The following is a 12472-nucleotide window of genomic DNA, read 5'->3' as shown; positions in this document are numbered from 1 at the left end:
GGCTTCGTCTTTAAGTCCCCGCTTTACTTATTGCGGACCAGCCTCAGGCGTGGTGCAGGGCCGTGGTGCCGTATCGGTAGCCGATGCTGATCAGCTCGGCCAGCACGGCTTCATCGACGTCGGCGAGCTTGTTGATGTAGAGGCAGCCGGCGCCGGTTTTGTGCTTTCCCAGGCGGTCGAGGAGTGCAGCCGACTCCGGCGCATCCGTCAGGCCATACAGCGAGAGGCTGGCTTTGCGGGGAGAAAACCCCACCGCGGCAGTGTCGCCTTCGCGCCCGGTGGCGTACTTGTAGTGCACCCGGCCGAATCCGACGATCGTGGGACCCCACATCTCCGGTTCCTGGCCCGTCAGTTCCGCCATGAGGGCACGCAGGCGCAGGCCGTCCTGCCGGCGCACCGGGTGCTGCACAGCCGCGATGAAGTCGTCCGCCGAAATCCCGGTCACCTGTGTCTTGTTCTCCGCCATGGACGCAGTGTACTGGGCCGCCTGCTGGGCAGCGGAATAAAGGCCGGGCGTCCCGGGTTGAGCGAATAGATGCAAACGCATATATAGCGCCGATCTGAGGAGACCGCCATGGAGACCCGCCGCATAACCGTTCTGTCCGCCGGCCTGGGAGTGCCGTCGTCGACCCGCCTGCTGGCCGACCAGCTGGCCGCAGCCGCCACACGGGAGCTCACGGCTGCCGGGTACGAGGTGGCCACCCACGTTGTTGAGCTCCGGGACCTCGCCGTGGACATCGCCAACAACTTCGTCACCGGCTTCGCCCCGCCCCGGTTGGCAGAGGCGATCGCCGGTGTCGAAGCCTCCGACGGCATCATCGCGGTGTCACCGGTGTTCAGCGCGTCCTACAGCGGGCTGTTCAAGTCCTTCATTGACGTACTCGACCCCAAGTCGCTGGACGGCAAGGCTGTCCTCGTGGGGGCCACCGGCGGCACGGACCGACACCAGATGGTGCTGGATCACGCCATGCGCCCGCTGTTCAGCTACCTGCGCACGCGGACTGCGGCCACGGCCGTCTTCGCCGGCCCCCAGGACTGGGGGTACACCGACGACGGCGGGACCCCCCTTTCGATGCGGATCGAACGGGCGGCGGCAGAGTTCAGCCGCCTCCTGGAAGGGGACCAGCCGGGCCGCAAGCCGGTCCTGATGGAGTCGCTGCCCTTTGAACAGCTGCTGGCCGGGATCTCCGGCGGGCAGTAACGCGAACTAATCGCTGCACCCGCTCGTTGTGCCGGGCATGAAATGTCCCATTGATTCTTCGGACCTGGTCATGAGCGAACGCAGCGGGGTGGAAATCGACTACTGCCCGCAGTGCCGGGGTGTGTGGCTGGACCGCGGCGAACTGGACAAAATCATCGACCGGGTCAACGGCGCGGCGCCGGCGGCACCTCCGGCGCCCGTGCCACCAGCTCCGGCGTCACCCGCGCCGGGCATGGTTCCTCCGCCGCTGTACGGCAACGTGGAACCGCGGCGTGACCAGCCGCGGTACGACGACCGCGGCTATGGCAGGGGATACGACCGTGACAAGGGGTACGACCGCGACTATGACCGGCGGCGCCATAAGAAGAAGGAAGGCTGGCTGGGGGACCTGTTCGACTTCTAGGTGCTCCGGCCGCCCGGCGGCAGTTAGTCGTCCAGCAGGGCGATGAATTCGCGCGCCTGCTTCATGGTGATGTCTGAGTGCCGGGTCAGCGCCGTGGCGGCCGCTTCGATGTTGCCACTCTTGGCCAGCGTGCGGATGCGGCCGTAGATCTCGTCATTGAGCATGTTGCTGCTGACCTCCCGGGTGACATCGCCTTTGCTGGCGATGGCCCGGTACCGGTAAGGGAACCGCTGCGGGGGCTCGTCGTCGTCCTCGGGTTCGCTGGTCTCCTGTGCCGGTGGGCGGAAAGGCTGCGGGTGGGCTGCCAGCGCTGCCACCGCGTCCCGAGATGCGCGCAGGCCCTCTCCTGACACCTCGTAGTACAGCTTGATCGCCGCCATGGCCTGGCCTTGGGCGATGAGCGCATACAGCCGCCGGTGTTCATCCTCGGACAGCTTGGCGGCGGCCTCCCGTGCCAGCTCTGCAGACTCCACCGGCGGTTTGGCCGGTTCCCTGACCGTAGCGCGGCGGCGGCTCAACGCACGTGCCGCCAGGACCACGGCGACGGCCACGGCCACGAGGATCAGGAAGGGGATCAGGAGCGATTCCATGGTTACAGCCGATCTACATATTGCTTGGCGGTCAAAAGGTTGGAATGGGTGGCCTGACGCAAAAGCCTGATCGCCTGGATCTTCTGCCCGTTGCGCACCAATGTCTGCAGCTGCAGCGCCAGTTGCGGGTTCAGCGTGGTCCCGGGCGCAAGTGCCGCGGGGTACGAGCCGTGCGGGTAGTCAGGATGTCCTGGAGGTGACGCCGGACGATGCTGATCCTGCTGGATCTGCTGCTGCCGGTTCTGGCTTGGCAGGGCTGCCGCCTCCGTGCGTGCCCGGGCCGCCATGGCCGCCTGAACCTGGGCTGCGTAATGGGCTTGGGAACGCCGGGCCAGATCCAGCTGGTAGCGGTCCGCGTCGGACATGCCCCCATCACGCGGCTTCAGTGCCGTTGCGAGAGCCCAGAGGGCTGCGGCGAGGACAAGGGCAGGAACCAAGACTGTCAGAACGTCGCCCATACCTAGAGCTTAACGCCAGATCCTCGTTATCCACAGCATATGCCCGTCTGAGCATGGTGCGGCCCCGTGGTGCTGCCGGGTGCGACCCTGGGCCGGAAGATTCGTCCAGGCGGCATGCATGTGGGACGGCTCCGGACATATGCCGGTGATCCGTATCACAGAACGGGAATAAAGGCGGTGAAATCGCCCTCCAGCGGCGGAATTACCGGCCGGTATCCCCAGTAGTCGGTTAAGGCTGTGGATGAAGGTTGGCGGCAAAATTAAACTTGTCCACAACTAAATTTGCATGTTTCCGCAGGTCAGGCGGCATATATGCCGGAAAGAAACTTTCTATCCACAGCTTCCCCCACAGGCTGTGCACAAGCAGCAGTCGCTTGTACACACGTTATCCACAGAGGTGCAGAACTGCGGGCTTTGTGAGTGGCCAGCCGGGCGCTAACGTAGCGGAGACACCCCATTCGGGTGAGTTTTCCCTTCCGGCCTGAAGACCGGAGCCGGCGATTACCCGGACTCCGGCATATTCGTGCTGCCCTGTGGAAAACCTGTGGATGAGGCGTCGCCGGGGTTCAACTGCCCGGACCGAAAAATGTCAGGGCCTGCTGGTGTAGTTGCATTAGCCCGGGCAGCAGATTCGCTGCGCGGCCCACCCACGGCACACGGCACACGCGCCGCAGTCCTCCTGCACGGACTGCGGACACAATGGAGGACGGCAGCTTTGTCAGTTACGCACCTGGACTCAATCGAAGGTACCCGCGAATCCGAGGGCAGCCGTAAACCTCCGCAGGACATTCCGGCAGAACAGTCCGTCCTGGGCGGCATGATGCTCTCCAAGGACGCCATCGCGGACGTTGTTGAGATCCTGCGTGGGCAGGACTTCTACCGCCCTGCCCACGAAACCATCTACGAGGCCGTCATCGACCTCTACGGCCGCGGAGAACCCGCGGATGCCGTCACGGTGTCCGATGAGCTGACCAAGCGCGGAGAGATCAACCGCATCGGCGGTCCGGCCTACCTCCATGAGCTCATCCAGACGGTACCCACGGCCGCGAATGCAGGCTACTACGCCGAGATCGTAGCCGAGCGCGCCGTGCTCCGGCGGCTGGTCAATGCGGGCACCAAGATCGTGCAGCTCGGCTACGGGCAGGACGGCGAGGTGGAAGACCTGGTCAACCAGGCCCAGGCGGAGGTGTACGCGGTCGCCGAACGCCGCACAGCGGAAGACTACGTCGTCCTGAAGGACGTCATGGAGTCCACGGTGGATGAGATCGAGGCCTCAGGCCACCGCGGCGAGGGCATGGTGGGTGTCCCCACCGGCTTCTATGAGCTCGATGAGCTGACCCACGGCCTGCACCCGGGCCAGATGATCGTCATCGCTGCCCGCCCGGCCGTCGGTAAGTCCACGTTCGCGCTGGACTTCGCCCGTTCGGCCGCCATCAAGAACAACCTCGCCACGGTGATGTTCTCCCTGGAAATGGGCCGCAACGAGATCGCGATGCGTCTGCTGTCCGCCGAGGCCACCATTGGCCTGCAGGACCTCCGCAAGGGCACCATCAAGGATGAGCAGTGGTCCAAGATCGCCACCACCATGGGCCGCATGAATGATGCCCCGCTGTTCATCGACGACAGCCCCAACATGTCCCTCATGGAGATCAGGGCCAAGTGCCGCCGGCTCAAGCAGCAGCACGACCTCAAGCTCGTGATCCTCGACTACCTGCAGCTCATGAGTTCGGGCAAGAAGGTGGAGTCCCGCCAGCAGGAAGTCTCCGAGTTCTCCCGTGCGCTGAAGCTGCTCGCCAAGGAACTGCAGGTCCCCGTCATCGCGCTGTCCCAGCTGAACCGTGGCTCTGAACAGCGCCAGGACAAGCGTCCCATGGTCTCCGACCTGCGTGAATCGGGGTCCATCGAGCAGGACGCCGACATGGTGATCCTGCTGCACCGCGAGGACGTCTACGACAAGGAGTCCCCGCGCGCGGGTGAGGCCGACATCCTCATCGCCAAGCACCGTAACGGCCCCACCAAGGACATCGTGGTCGCCTTCCAGGGCCATTATTCGCGGTTCGCCAACATGGCGGGGGATGCCGGCGGAGGCGGCGGCTTCTAGGCTGCGGTGGTGTTGCTAGTGCGGTTGCGACTGCAGCAGGTGGTTGGGCAGCCTGTTTCCCGGGGCTGCTGCCCTGATTTCCAGGAGCTCCCGTGCGTGGGCGTGGAGCCGCTTGTCCTCCTCGGACACGGGGGTCCATGCAGGGACGGGGACTGAGGTGCCCTCGGCGTCGCGGGCAACCATGACGGTGAGGCAGTACGTGGTCAGGTTGAGTTCGCGGCCCTTGGGGTCCCCGGAGCGGACGTGTACGGCAATGTGCATGCCCTTGGTGCCCGTGTAGACCAGCCGGGCCTCCACCTCCACCACGTGGCCGATCAGCAGCGGCCGGTAGAAGCGCACGCCGCCGGAAAAGACAGCCACTGTGTCCCGGCCGCAGTAGCGTGAGGCGCAGACATATGCGGCCTCGTCGATCCATTTCATGACGATCCCGCCGTGGACTTTTCCACCCCAGTTCACGTCGGTGGGTGCCGCCATGAACCGCAGGACGACGCGCTCGGCGGTGCCGGCGTCGGTATATTCCTGGGCGCTCATGGCTTCGACGATCTGCTCGCGGATCCCGATCCGGGCCAGGGCGTGGTCCCGCTGTTCCAGCTCCTCCGGCGTTACCGGTTCGAACGGCCTCACCGGGACGGGTTTCCCGTCCTCGCCCACCGCTACAAAGATCACCATGCACTGGCTGCGCATGGTGGCTGGCCCGCCCTTGGGGTCCCCGGAGGAAACCACCGTTCGGATGTGCATGGAGGAGCGGCCCGTGTAGACGATGGTGGCCGTGACCTCAACCATGTCGCCAATGTTTACTGGATCGGCAAAGTGGATGTTCCCCACATAGGCGGTGACGCAGTAGGACTTGGCCCAGCCCACGGCGGCCGCATAGGCGGCCTTGTCCACCCACTCAAGCACCGTTCCGGCGTCAACGGATCCGCTGTGGCCCACGTCCATGGGGGCGGCAAGGAATCGGAGGGTTACAGAGTTGGCGGCAGTCTCGCTCATGGTCGCAGTTTACTGACCGCCCTGCTGCGGGCGGATCCGGGCCTTCACAATCCCGCGCACCGGCGCCATAAGAGACGGCCGGCCTGTGCAGCCCGCGTCATGAAAGAGAAAGAGTCGTTCTCATACTAACGATAATGATTATCATTAGTGCATGCTGACGAGACGATTCACACTTGCTGACCCGATAGCCAACCACCGACGCGACCGCCCAAACGAGCCATTCACGAGGCCGTTCGCAAAACTGCCAGCCAAGCCACTAAACCCGCGCAGGCCCCCGCTCGCGGCGCCGCTGACGGTGGTCTGCGGAGTTGCCCTGCTGCTGTCAGGCTGCGCCGCAGGCCCCGCGCAAAGTGCCGCCGAAAATTCCGCCAGCCCCTCCCCGCGCGGGGAGACCGCAGAACCCACTGAGCTTCGGGCCCCAAAACCGCGCCTGGCCTACACGTACGCCGGCGGCGTCGGAGTGCTGGACGCTGCAACCCTTGAGCCCGCGGGAGACGTCGCGCTGGACGGCTACAACCGCATTAGCCCTGCCGGGGACGGCCGCCACGTCCTGGTGGCGGCGGGCGACTCGTTCCGCGTCCTGGATGCGGGTACCTGGACCGAGCGCCATGGCGACCATGGCCATTCCTATGCCGCCCGGCCCGCGCTGGCGGATCATGCGTTCGAGGCGAGCAAGCCGGGCCATGTGGTGCGGCACGCCGGCAGGACCGTCCTGTTCAGTGACGGGTCCGGCGCGGTGCAGTCCTTCGAATCGGCCGCCCTCGGAGGGCTGGCGGGAGACGGGCTTCCGGAAGTGTCCACCTACAGGGCGCCCGAGGCCCACCATGGCGTGGCTGTGGAGTTGGAGGACGGCAAGTTGCTGGTGACGGTGGGGGACGAGAATGCCCGCAGCGGAGTGGCCCTCCTGGGCCCGGCCGAGGGGGCGGCCCGGGAGCGCAAGGAGGTCCGCCGGAGCCAGAGCTGCCCCGGCGTCCACGGCGAGGCGGTGGCCGGTGAAAACACCGTGGTCTTTGGATGTGAAGACGGGATGCTGGTATTCAGGGACGGGAAGTTCTCCAAGATTTCCAGTCCTGACGCCTATGGCCGGATGGGAAACCAGGCCGGTTCGGCGGCGTCGCCCGTGGTGCTCGGGGACTACAAGGTGGACAAGGAAGCGGTCCTGGAGCGGCCCACCAGGATTTCGCTGGTGAATACCGACACCAAGGCCCTGAAGCTGGTGGAGCTTGGCACGAGCTATTCCTTCCGGTCGCTGGGCCGCGGGCCAGCCGGGGAGGCGCTGGTCCTCGGCACTGACGGCGCGCTGCACGTTCTCAATCCGCTGACCGGCGCCACCATGTCCACGGTCCCCGTCGTGCCGGCCTGGCAGGAGCCCGAGGCGTGGCAGGACGCGCGGCCCACCTTGTATGTCCAGGGCTCCACCGCCTATGTAACCGAGCCGGCGACCCGGAAACTGCACGCCGTGGACCTGAACGCGGGGAGGGTGGTCCGTACTGCGCAGCTGCCACACTCGCCGGATGAACTGACCGGCGTCACCGGCTGAACCAAGAGCAGTTGGCCGAATCAACAGCGACCGGCAGAACCGATTGAAGGAAAGCAAAACGACGGCGGCCGCCCACCGGGCGCCGAAGCGCCGGGCGAGCAGCCGCCGTCGTTGTTTTCCGGACAGTCACCGCCCCTGGGCGATGCTGTGTTTCCGGGAGTATTAAGCGAGGACCTTGAGCTTTGATTCGCGGCGGCCGAAGAGGGCAGCGTCCGCCGAAAGGCGGCCGGCTCCGGCCACGGCGATGGCTGCTGCCCCGGCTGCCAGCAGGAGGACCAGCTCGTAGCCGCCGGTGGCGACGAAAACTCCGGCCGAGGCGTGGACGAGGAAGAGGGCGCCAAGCATGTCCAGGGCGAGCAGGGCAGCGAAGGCGCGGGTCAGCACGCCGAGGATGAGGGCGATGCCGCCCGCCAGTTCCAGGGTGGCGACGATCGGGGCGGCGACCTCGGCGGCCGGAACACCCATCTTGGCAAAGGATGCCTGTGTGCCGGCGATGGTGAATTCGCTGAACTTCTGCCAGCCGTGCGCGGCGAAGAGGAATCCTGCGATCACCCGCAGGATCGTCAGTGCAGTGGTGGTCTGGGTGGACTGGTTCATGGAGATTCTCACCGTTCGGATCGATTGGGGGGTTGTCTCTTTGGGCACGCGGTCAGGAGCGCGCAGGGTGAAGCTTCCCTTCCACTGTCCCGAAATTTTGTTGAAGTGTCAACTAATGTGTCGTGGGTATCTTTCGCCCTCGCCCGCTGCCTGGGCCGTTAGGCTGGCTCCGTGCCCCAATCGCCTTCCGCCGCCGTTTCCATTCCAAAGCCCCAGAGCCATGGCCGTGAAATCCTCCGGCTTGCTGTTCCCGCCTTTGGCGCGCTGATCGCCGAACCGCTCTTTCTGCTCGCCGACTCGGCCATCGTGGGCCACCTGGGCGTTGCCCAGCTGGCCGGCGTCGGGCTGGCCTCGGCGGTGCTGCATACTGCGGTGGGGCTGATGGTCTTCCTGGCCTACTCCACCACACCCGCCGTGGCGCGGGCGGTAGGGGATGGCCAGCTGGGCAGGGCGCTGGCTGCCGGGCGCGACGGCGTCTGGCTCGCCTTGCTGCTGGGCACCGTGCTGGCCCTGGCCGGGTTCCTCGCCGCGGAGCCGCTGATCGGACTCATGGGGCCGACTCCGGAGATCCGCACCTTCGCCGTGGATTACCTGCGCTGGTCCATGCCCGGGCTGGTCGCGATGCTGCTGATCTTCGCCGGGACAGGCGTGCTGAGGGGGCTGCAGGACACCCGTACGCCATTGGTGGTGGCCACGGCGGGATTCTCGCTGAACATCGTGCTAAACCTCGTGTTGGTGTACGGCCTCGGACTTTCTGTGGTCGGATCCGCGGTGGGAACCAGCATTGCGCAGTGGGCCATGGCCGCGGTGTATCTGGTGATGGTGCAGCGCAACGCCCGGCATCACGGCGTCAGCCTGCTGCCCGACTGGCATGGGATCCGGGCCATGACCCAGGTGGGCTCCTGGCTCATGCTGCGGACGCTGAGCCTGCGCACCGCCATCCTCGCCACCGTCCTCGTGGTCACGGCCCAGGGTGCCGTGAACCTGGCCGCCCACCAGCTTGCCATGACTGTATTCACCTTCCTCGCCTTCGCGCTGGACGCCCTGGCCATTGCCGCGCAGGCGCTGATCGGCAAGGAATTGGGGGCCGCCAACCCCGGCAAGGCCCGGATCCTGACCCGGACCATGATCCGCTGGGGCACCGGCTTCGGTGTGGCCACCGGCGTGCTGCTCGCCGCGGTGGCCCCGTTCGCCGGGGCCCTCTTCACGTCCGATTCCGGCGTCCAGTCGGTACTGACCGCCGCCCTCTGGGTCCTCGCCGCGGGCCAGCCTCTCGCCGGTTACGTGTTCGTCCTCGACGGGGTGCTGATCGGCGCCGGCGACGCGAAGTATCTGGCGATTGCCGGCGTCGTAAATCTTGCGGTGTACCTTCCGCTGCTGCTTGCGGTGCCGCTGGCCGGGGCCGGCGGCGCGGCGGCGCTGATTTGGGTGTGGGTGGCTTTTTCGCTGGGCTACATGTGCGCCCGCGCCGTGACGCTGGGACTCCGCGCCCGGACGGACCGCTGGATGGTGCTTGGTTCATAGGTTGCCGCCTGGATTCGCCGCCACAGGCTGGCGCACTAAACTGGAGCGGTGACTTCCCCCGCTAAGCCTGCCGAATCTGACGCGCCTGCCCCTTCTGCAGAGCTGTGGAAGCCCGCCCTGCTGCGGGCTGCCGCCGCGCTGGTCTTTGGTGCCGTGACCGTGTTCTGGGCGGCTCCGTCCGAGACTGGAATGTCGCTGACGGGCGGCGTGTATCTGCTGGCCACCGGCCTGATCCTGCTGTGGGGCATTCCGCTGACCGGTTTCCGCCGTGACGCACCCGCCGGCCGCTTGCTGTCCGCCGGCGGAGCCGCCCTGACCGGTGCCGGCGTGGCCCTGCTGTTCCTGCAGGGCAGCCTGGTGTTCGCCGTGATTGGCGCTGTGGGCCTGGCCGTCGCATCGGCGGCTGAGCTGTATCTGGGCATCAGGTTCCGCGGGCGGCATGTGCTGGCCCGCGACTGGCTGGCCTCCGGAGTCATCGGGCTGGGCACGGCCGGGACCCTCCCGTTCTTCGTGGGCCTTGGTCCGCATGCGCTGCTGGGGGTTGCCGGCGGCGGGGCCATCATTACGGGCGTGCTTTGGATCCTGGCCGGCCTCTCGCTCCGGCATGATGCGCGGGCGCACGCAGCAAAGGCCGTAAACTAGTACCAAGGGTTCTACTCGTTGTAGAACAGCCGCTGGCTACCAGCACCCCTTCAGAACCAGCACACATCACAGCGGGCAGGCCGCATTGCGCCGCCCGCACGGGAGGAATCACCTTGGCACACCAGAAACCAGGAGAACCGCGCAATCTGCGGACCTCGGTCAAGGGACCCCTGATGTTTTCCGCCTTCTGGGCTGTGGTGGCATTCTTCGCGGTGCTGATTTTTGCCTCCGGCGGCAGCGCGCGGTCGCCGCGGTTTGATCTGGCGTTCACCGCCGCCGGCATCGCCTTCATTGTCACCCTCGTCATCGCCGCGATGCTGTCCATGAGCTACAAGGACAACGCCGCCCACCTGGGCAAGGGCTCGGGCGTGAATCTGAGCTCGGCCCGGAAACCCTCGCAGGGGCACGGCGGTCATGGCGGTCAGGGAACCCAGGCCCGCCCGGATGCGCCGGGCGCCCCGGGTTCCGCCGGAACCGGCGAATCCGGGCCCGACGCCGGATCCTCCTAGCGCCCGACGGACAGTCGCCGCCGGCGCGGCATACTCTCCGCCGGTTGTGATTACGCTCTGCCCGCGCTGATTATTCGCCGCTGGCGCGGCGTGCCCGGTATGCCGCCACGTGCGCCCGGTTGGCGCAGTTTCCGGTGTCGCAGTACCTCTTGGACCGGTTGCGGCTGAGGTCCAGCACAGCCGCGTCGCAGTCGTCAGCCGCGCATACGAGCATGCGGTCCATCTCCTTGCTGCGGATCACATCAACCAGCGCCATGGCTGCCTCGGTGCCCATCCTGTCCGCCAGCGGGGCCTCGCGCGTGGTGGCGTGCAGATGCCAGTCCCACTGGTCGTGCTTGAGGAGCTGCGGAAGCGCCTGGGCCTCGCGCAGAAGCCGGTTCACGCCAGCCACGGCCGTATCCTCATCCGCCGTCCACAGGGCTGCCAGTACAGTCCGGAGGGCGTGAACGCTGGCCAGCTCGGCGGCGTCGTGCGTGCGGGACCCGCTAAAGCCCTCCTGCCGCAAAAACCCGTCAAGGGCCTCCATCGTGGCCAGGTTTTCCTCGCCGTTGGCGGCCGAATTGATGAGGTTCACCACGAAGCGCAGCGAGAGTTCCGTGTCAGGGGCAAAGACCACCTTGACTCCTTACAGTGCGGGGGCGTAGTGTCAGGACCAATACCCCACTTTACTCCTGACGGGAGGCATCCGTGCCCGCATCGAACAACCGCTCCGAAACGGCGCTAACTTCCGTGGCGCCGGCGCACGCCCAGCGTCCGGCTCCGGTTGCATCTCCCGTTGCCGCTCCCGCCGCAGCTCCCGCTGCCGCCCCCGCCGGGGCAACGGCCAAGGCCACCGGCTTCCTTGCGTCAGGACTGGGTGTTGCCCTCTTTTCGTCCGCGATCTTCGGGCTTTCCGGCTCCTTCGCCAAGGCGCTGCTGGAAACCGGCTGGACGCCCGGGGCCGCCGTCACGGCCCGGCTGACCGGTGCCGCACTGATCCTCGCAATCCCCGCCATTCCGGCGCTTCGGGGCCGGTGGCATCAGCTGCGGTCGAACTGGCTGACGATTGTCCTGTTTGGCCTGATCGGTGTCGCAGGCTGCCAGCTGTTCTACTTCAACGCGGTGGCCCGGCTGTCAGTTGGTGTGGCGCTGCTGCTCGAATACCTCGGCCCGGTATTGATCGTGCTGTGGCTCTGGGTGGCCAGCCGCAAGCGGCCGCGGCCCCTCACTATCGCAGGGACGCTGCTGTCCCTGGGCGGGCTGGTCCTCGTCCTGGACCTCACGGGAACGGTGAGGGTCGACGCCGTCGGCGTGCTCTGGGGCCTGGCCGCGGCCGTCTGCCTGGCAATCTATTTCTTCCTCACGGCCAAGGAGAACGACACTCTGCCCCCCATCGTCCTCGCGTCGGGCGGGCTGCTGACGGGCGCCGTGGTCATGTGGCTCACGGCGGCCACCGGCCTCCTGCCCATGGCCATGAGCACGGCCGACACCAAACTCGGCCCATGGACCACGCCGTGGTGGGTTCCGCTGGGCGGTCTTGTGGTGCTTGCCACCGTCCTGGCTTACGTCTCCGGGATCATGGCTGCACGCGCCCTTGGCACCAAGGTTGCCTCGTTCGTGTCCCTCACCGAGGTCCTGTTTGCCGTGATCTGGGCCTGGCTGCTGCTTGGCGAACTGCCCGGCGCCATCCAGCTCGCGGGCGGAATGCTGATCGTGGGCGGGGTGCTGTGCGTCCGGCTGGATGAGCTCCGGGGAAACAAGGCCGGGGACCGGGCGGCGGTGTGTGCAGAGCTTGACCATGCGAACGACGTCGAACCCGTCCCCTAAATCTTCAGGGACGGACCGCTTAAATGCCGGAGGGCCGGGCGGGGCGGGGGGCCGCGCCCCCGGGGGGGGCCCCCCCCACGGGGGGGGTAGAACCGGGGGGGGTGCGTGGGG

At 66.8% G+C, this 12472-nt stretch carries 14 protein-coding genes; 8 read left to right on the top strand and 6 right to left on the bottom strand.

The genetic code is table 11. From position 1 onward, the window contains the following. Positions 1 to 43: 43 nt before the first annotated feature. The gene (locus ACFQ50_RS12750; RefSeq protein WP_377995906.1) at positions 44 to 466 is read right to left on the bottom strand and encodes a DUF1801 domain-containing protein; all 423 of its coding nucleotides are present in this window, start codon (positions 464 to 466) and stop codon (positions 44 to 46) included. 108 nt (positions 467 to 574) lie between these two features. Between ACFQ50_RS12750 and ACFQ50_RS12745 the strand changes: the two genes are divergently transcribed. Continuing rightward, positions 575 to 1201: an FMN reductase gene (locus tag ACFQ50_RS12745; protein WP_377995905.1), complete on the top strand. Its 627-nt coding sequence runs from the start codon at positions 575 to 577 to the stop codon at positions 1199 to 1201. Positions 1202 to 1238: 37 nt separating this feature from the next. Beyond that, positions 1239 to 1604: a zf-TFIIB domain-containing protein gene (locus tag ACFQ50_RS12740; protein ID WP_377995904.1), complete on the top strand. Its 366-nt coding sequence runs from the start codon at positions 1239 to 1241 to the stop codon at positions 1602 to 1604. A gap of 23 nt (positions 1605 to 1627) precedes the next feature. Here the strand turns inward: ACFQ50_RS12740 and ACFQ50_RS12735 are convergent, their stop codons facing one another. Further along, positions 1628 to 2194, bottom strand: a complete 567-nt coding sequence (locus tag ACFQ50_RS12735; RefSeq protein ID WP_377995903.1) for a hypothetical protein — start codon at positions 2192 to 2194, stop codon at positions 1628 to 1630. Between the two features lie 2 nt (positions 2195 to 2196). Then, positions 2197 to 2652 (bottom strand): hypothetical protein, encoded by a 456-nt coding sequence (locus ACFQ50_RS12730; RefSeq protein ID WP_377995902.1) that lies wholly within the window; start codon positions 2650 to 2652, stop codon positions 2197 to 2199. Between the two features lie 715 nt (positions 2653 to 3367). Between ACFQ50_RS12730 and dnaB the strand changes: the two genes are divergently transcribed. After that, positions 3368 to 4753, top strand: coding sequence for a replicative DNA helicase (gene dnaB / locus ACFQ50_RS12725; protein ID WP_236805906.1), 1386 nt, complete (start codon positions 3368 to 3370; stop codon positions 4751 to 4753). A gap of 15 nt (positions 4754 to 4768) precedes the next feature. Here dnaB and ACFQ50_RS12720 read toward each other — a convergent pair whose 3' ends face one another. Further along, on the bottom strand, positions 4769 to 5743 hold the full coding sequence (locus ACFQ50_RS12720) for an acyl-CoA thioesterase (protein ID WP_377995901.1): 975 nt from the start codon (positions 5741 to 5743) through the stop codon (positions 4769 to 4771). Between the two features lie 151 nt (positions 5744 to 5894). On the opposite strand from ACFQ50_RS12720, the gene aztD reads away from it, so the two are divergent. Then, positions 5895 to 7283 carry a zinc metallochaperone AztD gene (gene aztD / locus ACFQ50_RS12715; RefSeq protein ID WP_377995900.1) on the top strand — a complete coding sequence of 463 codons (1389 nt, stop codon included), beginning with the start codon at positions 5895 to 5897 and terminating at the stop codon, positions 7281 to 7283. Positions 7284 to 7445: 162 nt separating this feature from the next. Here the strand turns inward: aztD and ACFQ50_RS12710 are convergent, their stop codons facing one another. Beyond that, complete coding sequence (locus tag ACFQ50_RS12710; RefSeq protein WP_377995899.1) at positions 7446 to 7880, bottom strand: DoxX family protein; 435 nt, start codon at positions 7878 to 7880, stop codon at positions 7446 to 7448. Positions 7881 to 8051: 171 nt separating this feature from the next. Between ACFQ50_RS12710 and ACFQ50_RS12705 the strand changes: the two genes are divergently transcribed. The 3 genes from ACFQ50_RS12705 (at position 8052) to ACFQ50_RS12695 (ending at position 10555) form a co-directional block, all read left to right on the top strand. Beyond that, complete coding sequence (locus ACFQ50_RS12705) at positions 8052 to 9404, top strand: MATE family efflux transporter (RefSeq protein ID WP_377995898.1); 1353 nt, start codon at positions 8052 to 8054, stop codon at positions 9402 to 9404. Positions 9405 to 9452: 48 nt separating this feature from the next. Further along, the gene (locus ACFQ50_RS12700; RefSeq protein WP_377995897.1) at positions 9453 to 10046 is read left to right on the top strand and encodes a hypothetical protein; all 594 of its coding nucleotides are present in this window, start codon (positions 9453 to 9455) and stop codon (positions 10044 to 10046) included. A 113-nt stretch (positions 10047 to 10159) separates the two neighbouring features. Further along, complete coding sequence (locus tag ACFQ50_RS12695) at positions 10160 to 10555, top strand: hypothetical protein (RefSeq protein WP_377995896.1); 396 nt, start codon at positions 10160 to 10162, stop codon at positions 10553 to 10555. A gap of 70 nt (positions 10556 to 10625) precedes the next feature. Here the strand turns inward: ACFQ50_RS12695 and ACFQ50_RS12690 are convergent, their stop codons facing one another. Continuing rightward, a complete protein-coding gene (locus tag ACFQ50_RS12690; RefSeq protein WP_377995895.1) occupies positions 10626 to 11171 on the bottom strand; it encodes a CGNR zinc finger domain-containing protein in 546 nt (181 codons plus the stop codon). Between the two features lie 236 nt (positions 11172 to 11407). On the opposite strand from ACFQ50_RS12690, the gene ACFQ50_RS12685 reads away from it, so the two are divergent. Next, positions 11408 to 12361: a DMT family transporter gene (locus ACFQ50_RS12685; RefSeq protein WP_377995908.1), complete on the top strand. Its 954-nt coding sequence runs from the start codon at positions 11408 to 11410 to the stop codon at positions 12359 to 12361. Positions 12362 to 12472: the final 111 nt, after the last annotated feature.

This window comes from Arthrobacter sp. NPDC056493, assembly GCF_042795115.1.
In the GTDB taxonomy this organism is placed as follows: Bacteria; Actinomycetota; Actinomycetes; order Actinomycetales; family Micrococcaceae; genus Arthrobacter.
This window is presented reverse-complemented; position numbering and strand designations above follow the sequence as displayed.

What these genes read in the sequence shown, in the direction of transcription:
- ACFQ50_RS12750 (WP_377995906.1), bottom strand. Translation starts at nt 466, where the DNA reads ATGGCGGAGAACAAGACACAGGTGACCGGGATTTCGGCGGACGACTTC.
- ACFQ50_RS12745 (WP_377995905.1), top strand. Translation starts at nt 575, where the DNA reads ATGGAGACCCGCCGCATAACCGTTCTGTCCGCCGGCCTGGGAGTGCCG.
- ACFQ50_RS12740 (WP_377995904.1), top strand. Translation starts at nt 1,239, where the DNA reads ATGAAATGTCCCATTGATTCTTCGGACCTGGTCATGAGCGAACGCAGC.
- ACFQ50_RS12735 (WP_377995903.1), bottom strand. Translation starts at nt 2,194, where the DNA reads ATGGAATCGCTCCTGATCCCCTTCCTGATCCTCGTGGCCGTGGCCGTC.
- ACFQ50_RS12730 (WP_377995902.1), bottom strand. Translation starts at nt 2,652, where the DNA reads ATGGGCGACGTTCTGACAGTCTTGGTTCCTGCCCTTGTCCTCGCCGCA.
- ACFQ50_RS12720 (WP_377995901.1), bottom strand. Translation starts at nt 5,743, where the DNA reads ATGAGCGAGACTGCCGCCAACTCTGTAACCCTCCGATTCCTTGCCGCC.
- aztD (WP_377995900.1), top strand. Translation starts at nt 5,895, where the DNA reads ATGCTGACGAGACGATTCACACTTGCTGACCCGATAGCCAACCACCGA.
- ACFQ50_RS12710 (WP_377995899.1), bottom strand. Translation starts at nt 7,880, where the DNA reads ATGAACCAGTCCACCCAGACCACCACTGCACTGACGATCCTGCGGGTG.